General features: G+C 72.5%; 14 protein-coding genes. 3 read left to right on the forward strand and 11 right to left on the reverse strand.

Annotated elements, in window-relative coordinates; genetic code table 11:
- Positions 1-30: 30 nt before the first annotated feature.
- The 7 genes from ACZBH1_RS01470 to ACZBH1_RS01500 all read right to left on the reverse strand — a co-directional run bounded on the left by ACZBH1_RS01470 (position 31) and on the right by ACZBH1_RS01500 (position 8,040).
- Positions 31-2,064, reverse strand: a complete 2,034-nt coding sequence (locus tag ACZBH1_RS01470; protein ID WP_463645278.1) for an S-layer homology domain-containing protein — start codon at positions 2,062-2,064, stop codon at positions 31-33.
- 115 nt (positions 2,065-2,179) lie between these two features.
- Complete coding sequence (locus tag ACZBH1_RS01475) at positions 2,180-3,310, reverse strand: glycosyltransferase (RefSeq protein WP_463645279.1); 1,131 nt, start codon at positions 3,308-3,310, stop codon at positions 2,180-2,182.
- 3 nt (positions 3,311-3,313) lie between these two features.
- Positions 3,314-4,783, reverse strand: a complete 1,470-nt coding sequence (locus ACZBH1_RS01480; protein WP_463645280.1) for an LCP family protein — start codon at positions 4,781-4,783, stop codon at positions 3,314-3,316.
- Positions 4,780-5,247: a 5-(carboxyamino)imidazole ribonucleotide mutase gene (purE, locus tag ACZBH1_RS01485; RefSeq protein ID WP_463646641.1), complete on the reverse strand. Its 468-nt coding sequence runs from the start codon at positions 5,245-5,247 to the stop codon at positions 4,780-4,782. Before purE ends, ACZBH1_RS01480 begins: the two co-directional genes overlap by 4 nt.
- Before the next feature lie 128 nt (positions 5,248-5,375).
- Positions 5,376-6,512 (reverse strand): 5-(carboxyamino)imidazole ribonucleotide synthase, encoded by a 1,137-nt coding sequence (locus tag ACZBH1_RS01490; protein ID WP_463645281.1) that lies wholly within the window; start codon positions 6,510-6,512, stop codon positions 5,376-5,378.
- Between the two features lie 67 nt (positions 6,513-6,579).
- Complete coding sequence (locus tag ACZBH1_RS01495; protein ID WP_463645282.1) at positions 6,580-7,164, reverse strand: PH domain-containing protein; 585 nt, start codon at positions 7,162-7,164, stop codon at positions 6,580-6,582.
- Positions 7,165-7,218: 54 nt separating this feature from the next.
- A complete protein-coding gene (locus ACZBH1_RS01500; protein ID WP_463645283.1) occupies positions 7,219-8,040 on the reverse strand; it encodes a biotin--[acetyl-CoA-carboxylase] ligase in 822 nt (273 codons plus the stop codon).
- Positions 8,041-8,190: 150 nt separating this feature from the next.
- Here ACZBH1_RS01500 and ACZBH1_RS01505 point away from each other — a divergent pair, with 150 nt between their 5' ends.
- Together ACZBH1_RS01505 and ACZBH1_RS01510 are read left to right on the forward strand one after the other, a co-directional pair.
- Entirely contained in the window at positions 8,191-9,780 is a 1,590-nt protein-coding gene (locus ACZBH1_RS01505; RefSeq protein ID WP_378882441.1) for an acyl-CoA carboxylase subunit beta, read from the forward strand.
- Entirely contained in the window at positions 9,777-10,010 is a 234-nt protein-coding gene (locus tag ACZBH1_RS01510) for an acyl-CoA carboxylase subunit epsilon (protein ID WP_336398429.1), read from the forward strand. The genes ACZBH1_RS01505 and ACZBH1_RS01510 overlap by 4 nt, the downstream gene beginning before the upstream one ends.
- Positions 10,011-10,313: 303 nt before the next feature.
- On the opposite strand, the gene ACZBH1_RS01515 is transcribed toward ACZBH1_RS01510, so the two are convergent.
- From ACZBH1_RS01515 to ACZBH1_RS01530, 4 genes are read right to left on the reverse strand one after another with little or no spacing between them, the layout of a single operon-like run.
- Positions 10,314-11,414, reverse strand: a complete 1,101-nt coding sequence (locus tag ACZBH1_RS01515; RefSeq protein WP_463645284.1) for a DUF8320 family protein — start codon at positions 11,412-11,414, stop codon at positions 10,314-10,316.
- Complete coding sequence (locus tag ACZBH1_RS01520; protein ID WP_463645285.1) at positions 11,411-12,658, reverse strand: sensor histidine kinase; 1,248 nt, start codon at positions 12,656-12,658, stop codon at positions 11,411-11,413. The genes ACZBH1_RS01515 and ACZBH1_RS01520 overlap by 4 nt, the downstream gene beginning before the upstream one ends.
- Positions 12,648-13,325, reverse strand: a complete 678-nt coding sequence (locus tag ACZBH1_RS01525; RefSeq protein WP_336398426.1) for a response regulator — start codon at positions 13,323-13,325, stop codon at positions 12,648-12,650. The genes ACZBH1_RS01520 and ACZBH1_RS01525 overlap by 11 nt, the downstream gene beginning before the upstream one ends.
- A gap of 9 nt (positions 13,326-13,334) precedes the next feature.
- On the reverse strand, positions 13,335-14,708 hold the full coding sequence (locus ACZBH1_RS01530) for a class I SAM-dependent RNA methyltransferase (protein ID WP_463645286.1): 1,374 nt from the start codon (positions 14,706-14,708) through the stop codon (positions 13,335-13,337).
- A gap of 42 nt (positions 14,709-14,750) precedes the next feature.
- Between ACZBH1_RS01530 and ACZBH1_RS01535 the strand changes: the two genes are divergently transcribed.
- Positions 14,751-15,428 (forward strand): Maf family protein, encoded by a 678-nt coding sequence (locus ACZBH1_RS01535; protein WP_336398424.1) that lies wholly within the window; start codon positions 14,751-14,753, stop codon positions 15,426-15,428.
- Positions 15,429-15,453 lie beyond the last annotated feature (25 nt).

The following is a 15,453-nucleotide window of genomic DNA, read 5'->3' on the forward strand; positions in this document are numbered from 1 at the left end:
TCGGCTCGGCCAGCGATCTCTCCCCCGCTGTCAGGGGTGCAGCATCGCGTGCTCGCGGTGGAGGAACGCCGCCATCACATCGCGGGTCACCACGGCGCCCGGGCGATACTCGCTCACGCCGCCCCCGACAGGCCACCCCGTGCTGATCTCCGTGGCGGCCAGCCATGAAATCTCGTCGTAGAAGACGTCGGTGACCTTGACATCCACGAACGGCGACGTCTCCGGAGGCACGAACGACGGCTCCTCCGCCAGGCGGTACAGGAACGCCGCCATCACGTCACGGGTGACCACCGCACCCGGGCGGAACTCCCAGCCCGCGCCCTTCGCCCAGCCCGTGCTGATGCCGCTCGCCGCCAACCAAGCGATCTCCTTGTAGAACAGGTAGCTCGTGGGCACGTCCGTGAAGGGGGACTGCGCCGGCGGTGTGAATGCCGGCTGTCCCGCCAAGCGATACAGGAACGCCGCCATCACGTCGCGGGTCACCGGTGCGCCAGGCCGAAACTCCCTTCCGCCGTTCGCAAGCGGCCACCCGTTCGATATCCCCGCCGAGGCCAGCCACGAGATATCCGACGCGAACACGCTGTACACCGGAGACGACGCCACCCCCGACACGTCGGCGAACGCGTTCAGATACGCGTGCTCGCGGTGGAGGAACGCCGCCATCACATCGCGGGTCACCACGGCGCCCGGGCGATACTCGCTCACGCCGCCCCCGACAGGCCACCCCGTGCTGATCTCCGTGGCGGCCAGCCATGAAATCTCGTCGTAGAAGACGTCGGTGACCTTGACATCCACGAACGGCGACGTCTCCGGAGGCACGAACGACGGCTCCTCCGCCAGGCGGTACAGGAACGCCGCCATCACGTCACGGGTGACCACCGCACCCGGGCGGAACTCCCAGCCCGCGCCCTTCGCCCAGCCCGTGCTGATGCCGCTCGCCGCCAACCAAGCGATCTCCTTGTAGAACAGGTAGCTCGTGGGCACGTCCGTGAAGGGGGACTGCGCCGGCGGTGTGAATGCCGGCTGTCCCGCCAAGCGATACAGGAACGCCGCCATCACGTCGCGGGTCACCGGTGCGCCAGGCCGAAACTCCCTTCCGCCGTTCGCAAGCGGCCACCCGTTCGATATCCCCGCCGAGGCCAGCCACGAGATATCCGACGCGAACACGCTGTACACCGGAGACGACGCCACCCCCGACACGTCGGCGAACGCAGTGTCGGTGCTCACGTACTGGGTCGAGCCGAACCAGTCGGTGAAGTAGTTGACGAAGTTGCGGTTGCCGTAGCTGGAGCATCCGTCCCCCGTGCCGTAGCCCGCGCGCAGCGCTGCGGCGTTGGGCTGATACGGGGTGTAGTAGTACAGGTTGGCGGTGGCCTGGTTCTGCACGTAGACCGGCGACGAGCCGCACGCGGCGTTCGGGTGCCAGCGCACGTTCCACGTCTTGCCCGGCGCGTACCACGTGAAGTACTGGCTGGTCCCGGGCGGGTTGGCGTAGCGCTTGAGCTGCCATGCCGCCCCGAAGACCTGGTTGAAGAAGCCGTAATACCGCGTGTCGCACGCCGCGGTGTCGGGGCATCCCTGTCCCATGGCGATCGTGTACCGCCAGTCGCTGGGCCAGGTGTGCGTGACGAGGCCCTGCTCCTTCTGGAGGGTGACGAGGATCACCTGCGGGTTGATGCCGCACGCCTGGGCCACCTTGTAGATGATCCGCGATGCGCGTTCGCGGACGCCGCCCTGGTACGCGCCGCACATGGCGTCCGCGGAGGTGGTGCGCGAGGTGTCGTACCAGTCCCGGAGGCACGTGTAGCCCGCCTTGCAGCTCGGCACCTTCTGCTCGAGGAAGGCCTGGATCTGCGCCTCCGTCATCGCGTCCTTGTAGAAGAAGACGGCGTCGCTGACGATGTTGCCCGGCTGGAACGAGCTCAGATCGGCGGCGGCCACGATGCCGGATTCGCGGGCCTGGGGCCCGGCTGCCGCGGCGGCGGAGGTCGCTCCGGTGAGGCCTGAGATCAGCATCACCGTCACGGCCAGCATCCCGATGATCGTCGATCTCGACGCGCGCACGCGCCTTCTGATAGCCCCCGCCATGTGACCAGTGTGACCGATGGGACGGATGAGTACAACACGACACCGAAAAGCGGCGCATCGACACGTCGCTTTCGGAAGACTCGAAGGCTGTCTACAGCTCGGCGTGGAGGAGCCACACCTTGTCCGCCGCCTCGCGCCACGAGAAGGCGCGGCCGCGATCACCGGCCAGCACGCCGAGCCGCTCGGCCTGTGCCGTGGACGCGAGCGCCGACGCGAGCGCCGCACCGAGGCCGTCGGACAGCTCGGAGGCGTCGGTCGCCGAGACGAGCACTCCCCCGTCGAGCACGACCTCGTCGTGCACGGCGGAGGCCGCGGCGATCACCGGGACACCGAGCCGCAGCGCGTCGACCACGCGCCAGGGGAACGCGGCCCGTCGCGACGGCGCGACGAGCGCGACCGCCCCGCCGAACACGGCGGCGCGGTCGGCGGGATCGAGCGCGCCCCGCACATGCACGGCGCGCTCGGGCACGCCCGCGGCGGAGGCGATGTCGGCGACCGCCGGCTCGTCCCCCTCATCGACGTCGATGACCACGACGGGGAGGTCGATGCCGGATGCCGCCACCGCTGCCAGCGCCGTGGCGAGGTTCTCCGAAGGGGGCGGGCCTCCGGAGATCAGCACGAATCCTTCCGGCAGGTCGAGCCCCCGACGACGACCGACCTCGTCCGTCGGCACCGCGAATCGGGACGGGGCGGCGCCGGCGATGACCCGGACCCTGTTCGCCAGCGAAGGAGCGATCTCCAGCAGCCGCGTGGCGAGGGAGTGCGTCGGCACGACGACCGCGTCGGCGTGCTTGGCCGCGCGCTTGAGCATCGCCCGGTGCCACCCGACGACCGAGCGAGGCAGCTCGGACGACGCCTCCCACGGCCGCAGATCCCAGATCGTCACGACGGTCTGGTCGTGGTCGTGGACGCGGTCGTGCCGCACGAGGGGCGCGAACAGCGACGGCGCGTGGATCATGCCGCCGCCGAGGCCGCTGCCCACCCCGAGCTGCAGCGCACCGGCGAGCTCGCGACGCGGCAGCGCGCTGCGCCGGACGGCGGACAGCCCCGGAACCGCCGCGAACGCGTCGTCCGCGCCGCCCGCGGGGCCGATGCCCTCTACCTCGCACCCGTCGGGCGCGGCGACGACGAGAGCCCGCGCCAGCTCGAGCGATGCCTCGGCGAGCTGCGGCTCATTGGGCGCCACGAGCTGGTCCAGCATGACGCGAAGGGTCGCCACCACCGCTCAGCCCTCCGGCGTCTCGGTCGGCGGGTGCAGCGTCGTCTGGATCAGCTCGGCGATATAGGCGTAGTCGGGGTCGAACTCGTCGATCCCGCCGGCCGGCGTCAGCTCGAGCGTCTGCACGGGCTGCTCCTTGGCCTTCATCGCCAGGTCCACGAGCGTCGGGATGAGCGACTGCGGCAGATCGGTCTGCACGATGTCGGCACCCGCCGCGGCGACGTCCTGGAACCGGGTCAGCACCACCTGCGGGGTGAACTGCGCGAGGATCGCCGCCTGCAGCTCCCGCTGGCGCTCCATGCGGTCGAAGTCGCTCGTGGTGTAGCGGGAGCGGGCGTACCACTGCGCGGTGTCGCCGTCCATGCGCTGCGTGCCGGGCTCGATCCAGCCGATCGCCCACTCCTCGACGGGCTGGCCGGTGTACGACGGCCCGCCGCCCTTGGGCAGGCGCTCGGCGACGGTGATCTCGACGCCGCCGAGAGCGTCGACGAGGGACGCGAACCCGTGCATGTCGATGAACACGTAATAGGGGATCTCGATGCCGAGGATGCCTTCGGCGGCGTCCTTGGTGGCCTCGATGCCGGGGGCCGATCCGTTGGACTCGGCATCCGGATACAGCTCCGCGCCGTCCTGGCACACCTCGACCTCGGTGCGCAGCTGGTTGATGCCGCTCCCCCACCCGCACGACGGGTCGGAGAAGCCCTCGTGGCCGTCGGGATAGCGGTCCCGCATCGGTCCCTCCGAGAACGGGAAATGCGGCATGTCGCGTGGGATGCCGGTGATCGTGGTGGCCCCCGTCTGAGCGTTCACCGACACGACCGAGATGCTGTCGAACCGCATCGAGTCGCGGCCCTCGCCGCTGTCGGCGCCGAGCAGGAGGATGTTGTAGTACCCGTCCGACGGTGGCACGGTCGGACCGCTCGCCCCGAAGATCGTCGAGATCGTGCTGCGCGCGGTGCCGACCGCCGTGGATGCGTAGGCGGCGGTGCCGCTGGCGACGACGAGCAGCCCCACGGCCACGGTCGCGATCGCGAAGCGGGCGCCACGCCCGGTCCTGACCAGCCGCACGAGGCGCAGCGTGTCGATCGTGAGCACGATCCACAGCGCGGCGTAGGCGATGAGCACGCCCTGCGCGACGAGGAGTGGCAGCGGGCGGAGGAGTCCGAGCCAGTCCGGAAGCCACGCGCTGGTGACCAGGCTCAGCCCCGCGGTCGGCGCGAGCAGCGCGAACAGCACCCCCACCACCGCGAGCACCCACAGCACGAGCGTGGATGCGATCCCGAAGCGACCGAGCCGCCGGTTGCCCGCGAGCACCTGCGCCGAGCCCGGGATGAGGAAGTTGAGGCCGACCAGCCACCACCCGCGCCGGGTCATGAGGGCGCGGGACGAGGTGTCGGGATACCGCAGCGGACGCTCGTTCACGACCGCGGCCGTCGCCGCCCTGGCGCCCGTGCGCGGAGGACTGGCGATGCTCACAGCGACTCCCTGAGCCGCCGGTTCTTCTCCTCCACCTGGGATTCCAGGTCACGGGCGTAGGCCTCGACGCGATCCGCCGCGGCATCGTCGGCGACTCCCAGGATGCGCGCGGCCAGGAGCCCGGCGTTCTTGGCGCCGTTGATCGAGACCGTGGCCACCGGGATTCCTGCGGGCATCTGGACGATGCTCAGCAGTGAGTCCATGCCGTCGAGCGTCGCGAGCTGCACCGGGACCCCGATCACGGGCAGCGGCGTCACCGACGCCAGCATGCCCGGCAGGTGGGCAGCGCCCCCCGCTCCCGCGATGATGACCCGCAGGCCGCGCGAGCGGGCGTCCCGCCCGTAGCGCATGAGCTTGTCGGGGGTGCGGTGCGCCGAGACGACCTCCACCTCGTGGGGGATCCCGAAGTCGGTGAGGGCCTGGGAGGCATCGCTCATGACCCGCCAGTCCGAGTCGGAACCCATGACGACGCCGACCAGCGGCGCCTCGGAGGAGTGAAGGGGCGCAGTCACTCGTCAAGGGTAGGGGGCGAGGCTGGAAGATCCCCGCAACGGCGCGGCCCCGTCGGCAAGCCCAGGGACTGCTCGAGCGCTCAGTCGAGGAAGACGGATGCCGCGGCCCGCGCCTGGTACGCGACGTCGTCCAGGTCGTCGCCCACGACGGTGACGTGACCGACCTTGCGCCCGGGGCGGGGCGCCTTGCCGTAGGTGTGCACCTTCGCCTGCGGGTGCTCGCCCATCGCCGCGGCGAACCGCGCGTCCAGAGAGTCCTGCGCCGGGCCGCCGAGGATGTTGACCATCATCGCCCACTCGGCCAGCGGATCGGTGTCGCCCAGCGGAAGGTCCAGCACGGCGCGCAGGTGCTGCTCGAACTGGCTGGTCACCGCGCCGTCCTGGCTCCAGTGCCCGCTGTTGTGCGGCCGCATCGCGAGCTCGTTGACGAGCAGCCGCTCGTCCGTGGTCTCGAAGAGCTCCACCGCCAGCATCCCGGTGACGCCCAGGCCCTCGGCGATGCCGACGCCGACCTGGGCCGCCACCTGCTGCAGCCGGTCCCCCGCGTGCGGGGCGGGCGCGATCACCTCGGCGCAGACGCCGTCGCGCTGGACCGTCTCGACCACCGGATACGCCCGGACGGCGCCCGAAGGACGGCGGGCGACCTGCTGGGCGAGCTCGCGCGTGAACTCGACCAGCTCCTCCGCCAGCAGCGCGCCGCCCCGGGCGTCCTCCGCGAGCGTCGCGAACCAGTCCTCGGCCTCCGTGCCCGCCGCGACGACGCGCACGCCCTTGCCGTCGTACCCGCCGCGCGGCGTCTTCACGACCGCCCGGCCGCCGTGGTCGTCGATGAAGGCCTGGAGCTCCTCAGCGGTCGTGACGGCCGCCCAGTCCGGCTGCGGCATCCCCAGCTCCTGCAGGCGTGCGCGCATCAACAGCTTGTCCTGCGCGTACCGCAGCGCGTCGGGACCAGGGTGGACGGCGACGCCCTCGGCCACCAGCGCCGCCAGCACCTCCTGCGGCACGTGCTCGTGGTCGAAGGTGAGCACGTCGACGTCCCGGGCGAAGGCCAGCACCGTGGCGGCGTCGCGGTAGTCGCCGACGGCGGTCGCGGCGAGCGAGGCCGACATGCCCTCCTCCTCGGCGAGCACCCGCAGCTCGACCCCGAGCTCGACCGCCGGCGCGATCATCATGCGGGCCAGCTGCCCGCCCCCGACGACTCCGACTCGCAGCGCCATGCCACTCCCTCTCGACTGCAGACAGACCTCCTCCATCATCCCGCACCCGCGAGCGGGACGCGGCGCGTCAGGAGGTCGGCGCGGGAGGCCGTGGCGGGACCGCGGGCGGCGGGCCCGGCGGAAGCGGCTGGGCGTCGCGATGCGCCAGGATCTGGTTGACCTCGACCTGGTCGACGAGCGCCTCGTGCACGAGCTCGACGCTCGGGATGTCGGCCAGGCGCAGGGGCTCGTCGACGCCGTTCGCGAGAGTGATCGTGCCGGCACCCCACAGGCGCTGCAGCACGCCCCGGCGCACCGTGAGCGTGTAGCCGCGCACGTGGGCGAGCTCCCGCTTCTTCACGCCGAAGGCGCCACGGCGCTCCATGACCCGCCGGGTCGTGATCGTGTAGACGTGGGCCCACCAGCCGAGGAACGGCAGGAGCACGAGGAGGAGGACGATGGCGGCGCCGGCACCCAGCAGCATCCAGTCCTCGAACGGCGTAGGGAGGTTGCCGTAGAGGTACCCGCAGGCCGCTGCGACGGCGATGAGCACCAGCGCGGACCAGAAGAGCCTGCGGGCGTGCGGGCGGAAGCGCGCGACGAGCAGCTCCGGCGTGGGGGCGCCCGGGGCAGGGGTGAGCGGCCTGCCGCCGTAGCTCGTCGGCTGCGTCATGCTCCCATTGTGACCGGTGGCCGCGACACCGCGGCGCGCACCCGCCGGTTCGGCTCAGTCCGGTGCGGTCGACGGCCGGGTCCGGACGTGGACCACGTCGCCCGCCGAGACCACGCTCTCGTACTCGTCGTCCTGGACGATCACGAGCCGCCCGTCCGGGTCGATGCGGTGACCTCGCCCCCACAGCGTCTGGCCGTCGGGCAGCGACACGGCCACGTCGTGACCGAGGGTGCCGCACAGCGCCTCGACCTCGCCCTGCACCCCCGACGCCCCCGCATCCCCGCCCGCCGCGACGAGGGCCTTGAGCTGCTCGTCCAGCGCGCCGAGGTAGTCGGCGAGCAGGCGGTCCTCGTCGCACGTGAGGCCGTGCACGGCGAAGGATGTGGCCGTGGTCACCGGCAGGTCGGGGCGCGGCATCCGCGTGTTGACGCCCGCTCCGACCACGACGGCGTCCGGACGGCCGGGGACGACCTCGGCGAGGATGCCGCACACCTTCTGGCCGTCCAGGAGCACGTCGTTGGGCCACTTGAGGGTCGCGGTGTGGATGCTGCCGGTCAGCTGTGCGCCGATCGCCCGCGTCATCGCGGCGCCGGCGATGAGCGGGATCCAGCCGCGCGCGGCGGCCGGCAGGCCGGTGACGTCCACGAGCACCGACACGGCCAGGGCGGTGCCCGGCGGCGTCACCCACGTGCGGTCCAGGCGACCGCGGCCCGCGCGCTGGTCGTTCGTCAGGAGGAGGGACAGGTGCGGCCAGTCCGCGGGCGCCTCCGCGACGTGGCGCAGCACGTCCGCGTTGGTCGAGTCCGTCGACTCCACGACCTGGACGCGCGGGCTGATGGCGGCGGTGAGCGGGAACCCGTCGGACGAGAACGTCATGGTCCCCACGCTACGCCGTTCATGCCGCCGTCCATCAGGATCTGTGAGTGGCGCGCGCCGCGACCGTGCGGTGAGGTGCACAGCGGATGCCGCGACCCCTTGTGCGGACCCTCCAACGGATGCGCCGACCCCGCCGATAGGGTGGAATCCGTGACCGAGCAGCCCGACCTCTCGACGACCGCCGGCAAGATCGCCGACCTCCGCGCCCGCTTCCAGGAGGCCGTGCTCGATCCCGAGGAGGTCGCCAAGCAGAAGCAGCACGCGAAGGGCAAGGGCACCGCGCGGGAGCGCATCGACATGCTCCTCGACACCGGCAGCTTCGTCGAGCTCGACGAGTACGTCCGCCACCGCACCACAGCGTTCGGCATGGACCGGTCCCGCCCCTACGGCGACTCCGTCGTGTCGGGCGTCGGCACCATCCACGGTCGCACGGTGGCGGTGTACTCGCAGGACTTCTCGACCTTCGGCGGCTCGCTCGGCGAGGTCGCCGGCGAGAAGATCATCAAGGTGATGGAGTTCGCGCTGCGCTCCGGCATCCCGATCGTCGGAATCCTCGATTCGGGCGGCGCGCGCATCCAGGAGGGCGTCGTCGCCCTCGGCAAGTACGGCGAGATCTTCCGCCTCAACACCCAGGCGTCGGGCGTCATCCCGCAGATCTCGATCATCATGGGCCCGGCCGCCGGCGGTGCGGTCTACTCCCCCGCCCTCACCGATTTCGTCGTCATGGTCGACAAGACCAGCCAGATGTTCGTCACCGGCCCCGACGTCATCAAGACCGTGACCGGCGAGGACGTCGGCATGGAGGAGCTCGGCGGCGCGCACACGCACAACACCCGCTCGGGCGTCGCGCACTATCTCGCCGAGGACGAGGACGACGCGATCGACTACGTCCGCACCATGCTCGGCTTCCTCCCCGACAACAACATGGCCGAGCTGCCGGTCTACGAGACGGGATTCGAGTTCGAGACGACGGATGCCGACCGCGCGCTGAACGCGATCATCCCCGACTCGCCCAACCAGCCGTACGACATCCATCAGGTCATCCGCGGCATCGTCGACGCGGAGGACTTCCTCGAGGTGCAGCCTCTGTTCGCCCCGAACATCGTCATCGGCTTCGGCCGCATCGAGGGGCGCTCGGTGGGCATCATCGCCAACCAGCCGTCGCAGATGGCGGGGACCCTCAACATCGAGGCCGGCGAGAAGGCCAGCCGCTTCGTGCGCTTCTGCGACGCGTTCTCGATCCCGATCGTCACCCTCGTCGACGTGCCCGGCTACCTCCCCGGCACCGACCAGGAGTGGACGGGCGTCATCCGTCGCGGCGCGAAGCTGCTGTACGCGTACGCCGAGGCGACCGTGCCGCTGGTCACCGTGATCCTGCGCAAGGCGTACGGCGGCGCCTACATCGTGATGGGCTCCAAGCAGCTGGGCGCAGACATCAACCTGGCGTGGCCGACCGCCGAGATCGCCGTGATGGGCGGGCAGGGCGCGGTCAACATCCTGTACCGCGGCGAGATCAAGCGGGCCGAGGAGGCGGGCGAAGACGTCGCCGCCGTGCGCACGCGCCTGGCGAACGAGTACACCTACAACGTCGCCTCGCCGTTCCTCGCCGCCGAGCGCGGCGAGCTCGACGGCATCATCGAGCCCGCGGCCACCCGCGTGTCGGTCGCCAAGGCGCTGCGGGCCCTCCGCGGCAAGCGCGCGAGCCTGCCGCCCAAGAAGCACGGGAACATCCCGCTGTGAGCATCGCGGACGACGGGTCGCAGGCGGACCGCGTCACGATCGACGTCCTCCGCGGCACGGCCACGGAGGAGGAGCTCGCGGCGCTCATCGCCGTCGTCAGCGAGGCCTACGTCGGCGAGGCCGCGGAGGCCGTCGCCGACGACAGCGCCCGCCGCACCGCGTGGCAGCTGTCGCAGCGCGACCTTCGCCGCCCGCTGCGGCGCGATCTCGGCTGGGGACGCTTCGGCTGACGCCCCGCGCGGGCATGGCCCGTGTCCCCCGAAATACCTACAGACACCGGTCGCATCGCGTGGGGATACTGGATTCGCTGGAACGCTTTTGCGTTCGGCCGACCCGGATCCGTCATGCGGATACCCCGGGTCCGGCCACGCGGACGGTTTTCGGGTAACCGTCCGCCAGGCGAGGGGCGGGCGGCTTCGCCGCCCCTCGCCTCCTTCGATTTCGTTCCCCGTCCGGCGTCCCTCCCCCTGCTGGGCGGGGATCGTGTGCGCCGACAGACGCCGTCCGCGAGTGCGGGCGGTCGCGGCGCGCCGTCACACCCTCCCGGGGTGCGGGATCTCGCGCCAGAGGTCGACCGCGTCCTCGTCGCTGGGGGCGCCGACCGACGGCGATCGCCCCACCACCGTCACCGCGACCCGCTCGTCCGGCGACGTGCGGATGTACAGGCGGTCGGAGCTGGCCGAACGCAGGGTCTCGGCCAGCTGCGCCCGGATGACCGCCAGCGTGTCCTCGTCGACGTCGTCCAGCCCGCCTTCGTCGAGCACCGTCACGTTCGCACCGCGCCGTCGTGCCCGCTCCAGCTCGGCGCGCACGTCGTCGTCGAGGAGACGCGGCCCGCGCATCTCGTCGCGCAACCGCCCCTCGGCGATGCGCGCCTCGAGGCGGTCGTCGTCGGTGAGGGCGCCGCCGTTCGCGACGGTCCGCGTGAGCACGGGCCCGGCGACCGCGAGCGCCTTCTGCACCTGCACCCGCCGCTCCCGCTGACGCACGACCTGGGACGTCTGCCAGGCCGTCGCGGCACGCTGCAGGCGCGTGAGACGCGAGGTGTCGCGCGCGGCGCGATCCATCGAGCGCACGAGCAGCTGCGCGACGGCGACCCAGACGATCGAGCCCACGAGGCCGATACCGAGCGCGGTCAGCGGCCCCATCCACGCCATCGACGCCACCGACAGCGCGACGATGCCCGCCCAGGCCGTCCACGGCCGGCGGCGGACCATGACGATGGTCATCAGCGCCCCGATGCCGCCCAGGTACCAGGTGGCGAAGGGATCGGTGCGCGCGGCCTCGCCGACCGAGAGGGCGATGGCGCTCGGCACGATGAGGGCGCACGCCAGAGCGAGCACCTGGGCGGGAACGGGCAGCGGCATCGAACCGCGGATGCCGTCGCCCGCGGCCTCGGGCCTTGCGGGGTCGCGGGGCGCGCCGGGTCCGGCCGCCTCGGCCGCGGCGCGGGCAGCCCTCACCGCCGCAGGCTCCCAGAAGATGCAGAGCCAGGTGGTGGCGAGATAGAGGGCGAGGGTGGTGACGACCACGAGCGGGTAGGGCACCGGGCCCGTCCACGACAGCCCGCGGGCGGCGAGGTACGCCGTGAAGGCGACGGCCAGCACGGCCAGGACGTTCTTGACGCTGATCATGCGGCCGCCTCCTGCCACGACAGGCGGATGACGGTGCCGTGCGGTCCCGTCTGCAGGTCGGCCTTCCCGCCGACGGCCGCGACCCGCGCCACGATCGACGCACGGATCCCGAGGCGGTCGTCGGGGACGGCATCCGGATCGAAGCCCTCCCCGGCGTCGTGCACCTCCACGCGCACCCGTCCGCCGCCGCAGATCACGGCCACGCCGAGACCCGCGCCGCCGGCGTGCTGGATCGCGTTGGCGACGGCCTGGGTCGCGGCGAGCGTGAGCGCCCGCGCCACGCGCCCCGGGATCGGCGGCGAGGCGGGGTCGATGTCGCGCTGGACGTCGACCTCGACGCCCAGGTCGCGGGCGGCCTCGCCCACCTCGGCGGCGAGGGTGGCGGCATCCCACGGCTCGTCGGTGCCCTCGTGGTCGTCCTGCTCGGTGTTGGCCAGCCGCGTCAGCGCCTCCCGCGCCATCGTCGCCGCCAGCGTGCGCTCGCGCGGCGTGGTCGCGCGCTCCGCCGCGATCAGCGCGGCCAGCACGCTGTCGTGCATGAGCGCCGCGACGGCGACGCGCTCCTGCTCGGCGGCGTCCGCGGCGGCCGCCTTCGCGTACGAGGCCACGGCGCGGGCGCGCGTCTCGTCGACGTTGACGGCCATCGAGCGGAACAGCCACCCGAGCGTGAGGATCACGCCGCCCAGGATGAGCGTGAACGACACGTCGAGCCCGACGACCAGCCAGTACTCCTGGGCGAAGCCGACCTGGATCAGGCGCACGATCCCGAAGAGCAGCGGCGTCAGCGCGGTCCAGATGACCTGCAGCGGGAAGGGGAAGGCGAGCACGGCCGCCAGGGTCGCGAGGTTGAGGGGAAGCCAGATCCACGGCTCCTCGAGCGAGGGCGGCGCGACGCCGGCCGTCGCGATGGGCCAGGCGACGAGGGCGAGGACGTAGATCATCGCGAACGCGCCGGCCGCGATGCGCACCCCGCGGCCGATGATGCAGGCCAGGATCATGACGGCGAGCGACCCGAACACCGAGATCATGAGCGCCTCGTGCCAGCCCGGGCGCTCGTCGGCGGATCCCAGCGCGGTCAGGAACGACTGCAGGCCGACGATGACCGACCCGAGGCCGGCGGCGAGCGAGATGATGCGCTCGACCCGCGACCGGGTGAACGAGCCGATCCCCGCCGTCGCATGCGTGGCATGCGGGATCTGCCCCCAGGCCGTGTCGAGCACGCCCGTCTGCACGTCAGCGGCCACGCGCCACGTCTCCCGGGTCGGCGGACGGCTCGACGAGGATGCCGTCCTCGACCGCGCGGTGGAGCAGATCGATCTTGGTGGGCGCGGGGCGCCCGACCTCGACGTACTTGACGCGGATGCGGGTGATGTTCTCCTTGGCGGTGGAATAGGCCACGCCGAGGCGGTCCGCGACGACCTTGAGCGGCAGCCCGGCGGCGTAGAGCCGCAGGACGTCGCGCTCACGCGCCGACAGCTGTGCGTCGGCGAACGCGCGATCCCCCTCGACGGCACTGGCCCACTCGACGTTGTTGAGGGGTTCGCCGCGGGCGACGGTGCGCACCGCGGCGATCACGTCGTCGATCGGCGAGGACTTGCTCACCACCCCGGCGGCGCCGGCGGCGAGCGCCTCGCGCACGGCGGCAGGGCGGTCGGCGACGCTGTGGATGATGACGCTCGAGCCGTCGCGCACGAGACGGCCGACGTTCTCGGTAACGGTCGTCCCGTCGCCGAGCGTGAGGTCGAGCACGACGACGTCGGCCGGCGCCTGGCGCGCGTAGGCACGCCAGTCCAGATACTCCGTCACGGTGCTGCCCGAGAAGGCCACGTTCATGCTCTCGGCCCGCGCGCACGCCGCCTGGAGCCCGAGCCGCACCGACTCGTGGTCGTCGATGAGGGCGACGCGCGTCATGCGCTCAGCCTATCCACGTGCGTCGGCGCGGGTGAGGAGGGCCACAGCCTCGACGTGATGTGAATTGGGGAAGACGTCCAGTGCGTCGATGCCCGCCACCTCGTACCCCCCGGCGCGGAACGTCGCGATGTCGCGGGCGAGGGCCACCGGGTCGCACGCGACGTAGACGATCGTGGCCGGCGACAGGGTCGTGATGTGCTCCACGACCTCGCGTCCCGCGCCCGAGCGGGGCGGGTCGAGCAGCACGACACCGCGCGCCAGCCGTTCCTTCTCGGCGGCGGATGCCTCGGCCGCCAGCCGCGCCAGCCACCGGTCGACCCGCCCGGTCTCGGCGCGCGCGCCCACCCACTCGGCGAGGTTCTCACCGGCATGCTCGGTCGCACGGGAGTCGGACTCGACGCTCGTGACACGGGTGGAGGGACCGCCGAGCTCCCCCAGCGTCGCGGCGAAGAGGCCGACGCCGCCGTAGAGGTCCAGGTGCCAGGCGTCCGGATCGACGGCGGGCGCGTCGCCCGCCCGGGCCCGCAGCGCCGCCGCGACGGTGGTCGTGAGCGTGTGCGCCGCCAGCCGGTGCACCTGCCAGAACCCGCCGGCGTCCACGCGGAACCCGCGCCCGCCGACGCGCTCGACGATCACCTCGGGGGTCGGCGCCTTGGCCTGGGGCCGCCCCGGACGTCGCCCGGGCCGCCCCCGGCCACCGCGAGGACCGGTGGGCCGCACCGCATCGGGGCGCGGCAGCACGCGCACGCGGCCGTCCGCCGGCTGCACCAGGTCGATGCGCCCCGGCTCGCCGCCGTGGAGAGCCATGGCCGCGCGCTCGACCTCGGCGGTGGCCAGCGGCAGGTCTTCGAGCGGGATCACCCGGTGGCTGCGCGCGGCGTACTGGCCGACGTTGCCGTCGGCGTCGACGTGCAGGCTCACGCGGGTGCGCCATCCGGTGCCGTCGACGGTCTCGGCGTCGGCCTCGTCGCCGTCGACCTCCTCGCCGTCGACCGGAGCGGACGCGCCGCTCATCGTCGCGGCGGGATCGGCGATGCCGCCGAAGCGGTGCAGCGCGTCCAGGAGCACCTCGAGCTTCAGCCGGCGCTGGTGCTCCAGCGAGATGTGCCCGAAGTCGGCGCCGCCGGGGCGCTGCTCGGGCGGCACGTCGACATCGGCCTGCCGCCAGACGTGCAGCTGCCGGTGCGGCGACGCGTCGAGGACCTCGAGCGTCTCGGCCCGCCAGAACGACTTCTTCGCGGTGTCGGTGAGCCGCACACGCACACGCTCCCCCGGGATCGTGTCGGGCACGAAGACCACCCGCCCCTCGTGGCGGGCGACGAAGACGCCGCCGTGGGCGACGCCCGTGATGTCGAGGTCGAGGATGTCGCCGGTTCCGCTCACCCGTCGAGCCTACGTCCCCCGGCCGTTGCGTACGGTGGACGCATGCGCGTCTGCCTCGCCTCGACCAGCCCCGCCCGGCTCATGCTGCTGCAGCAGTTCGGCATCCGCCCGCTGACCCTCGCGCCCGCCGTCGACGAGGAGGCGGTGATCGCCGCGGTGGAGAGCGCGGAGCGGCGCACGCTGGCGCCCGACGAGCACGTGCTGCTGCTCGCGCGCCGCAAGGCCGCCGACGTCGCCGCCCGGCTGCGCGACGACATCCCCGACTTCGACGGCATCGTGATCGGCGGCGACTCGATGTTCGAGATCGGCGGCGAGGTGCTCGGCAAGCCCTACACCCCCGAGAACGCCGTCGCCCGCTGGCGGTCGATGCGCGGACGCACCGGCGTGCTGCACTCGGGACACGCCGTCGTCCGCGTCGCGCCGGACGAGCAGCCGCGGGAGGTGCACGCGACGGCCGAGGCATCCGTCTCGTTCGCAGAGGATGTGACGGATGCCGAGATCGACGCGTACGTCGCCACCGGCGAGCCGCTCCACGTGGCGGGCGCGTTCACGGTGGACAGCCTCGGGGGCGCGTTCATCTCGCGCGTCGAGGGCGACCCGTCGACCGTCGTCGGGATGTCGCTGTCGACCCTCCGCGACCTCGTCCGCGCGCTCGGCGTGGACTGGACGGCGCTGTGGAACACGACCGACCCGTCACTCGACGAGACGTCCGCGCACTAGCTCGGCGCGCGTCGCGGAGCCGTCG

The sequence above is a fragment of the Microbacterium sp. ZXT2-5 genome (assembly GCF_055329545.1).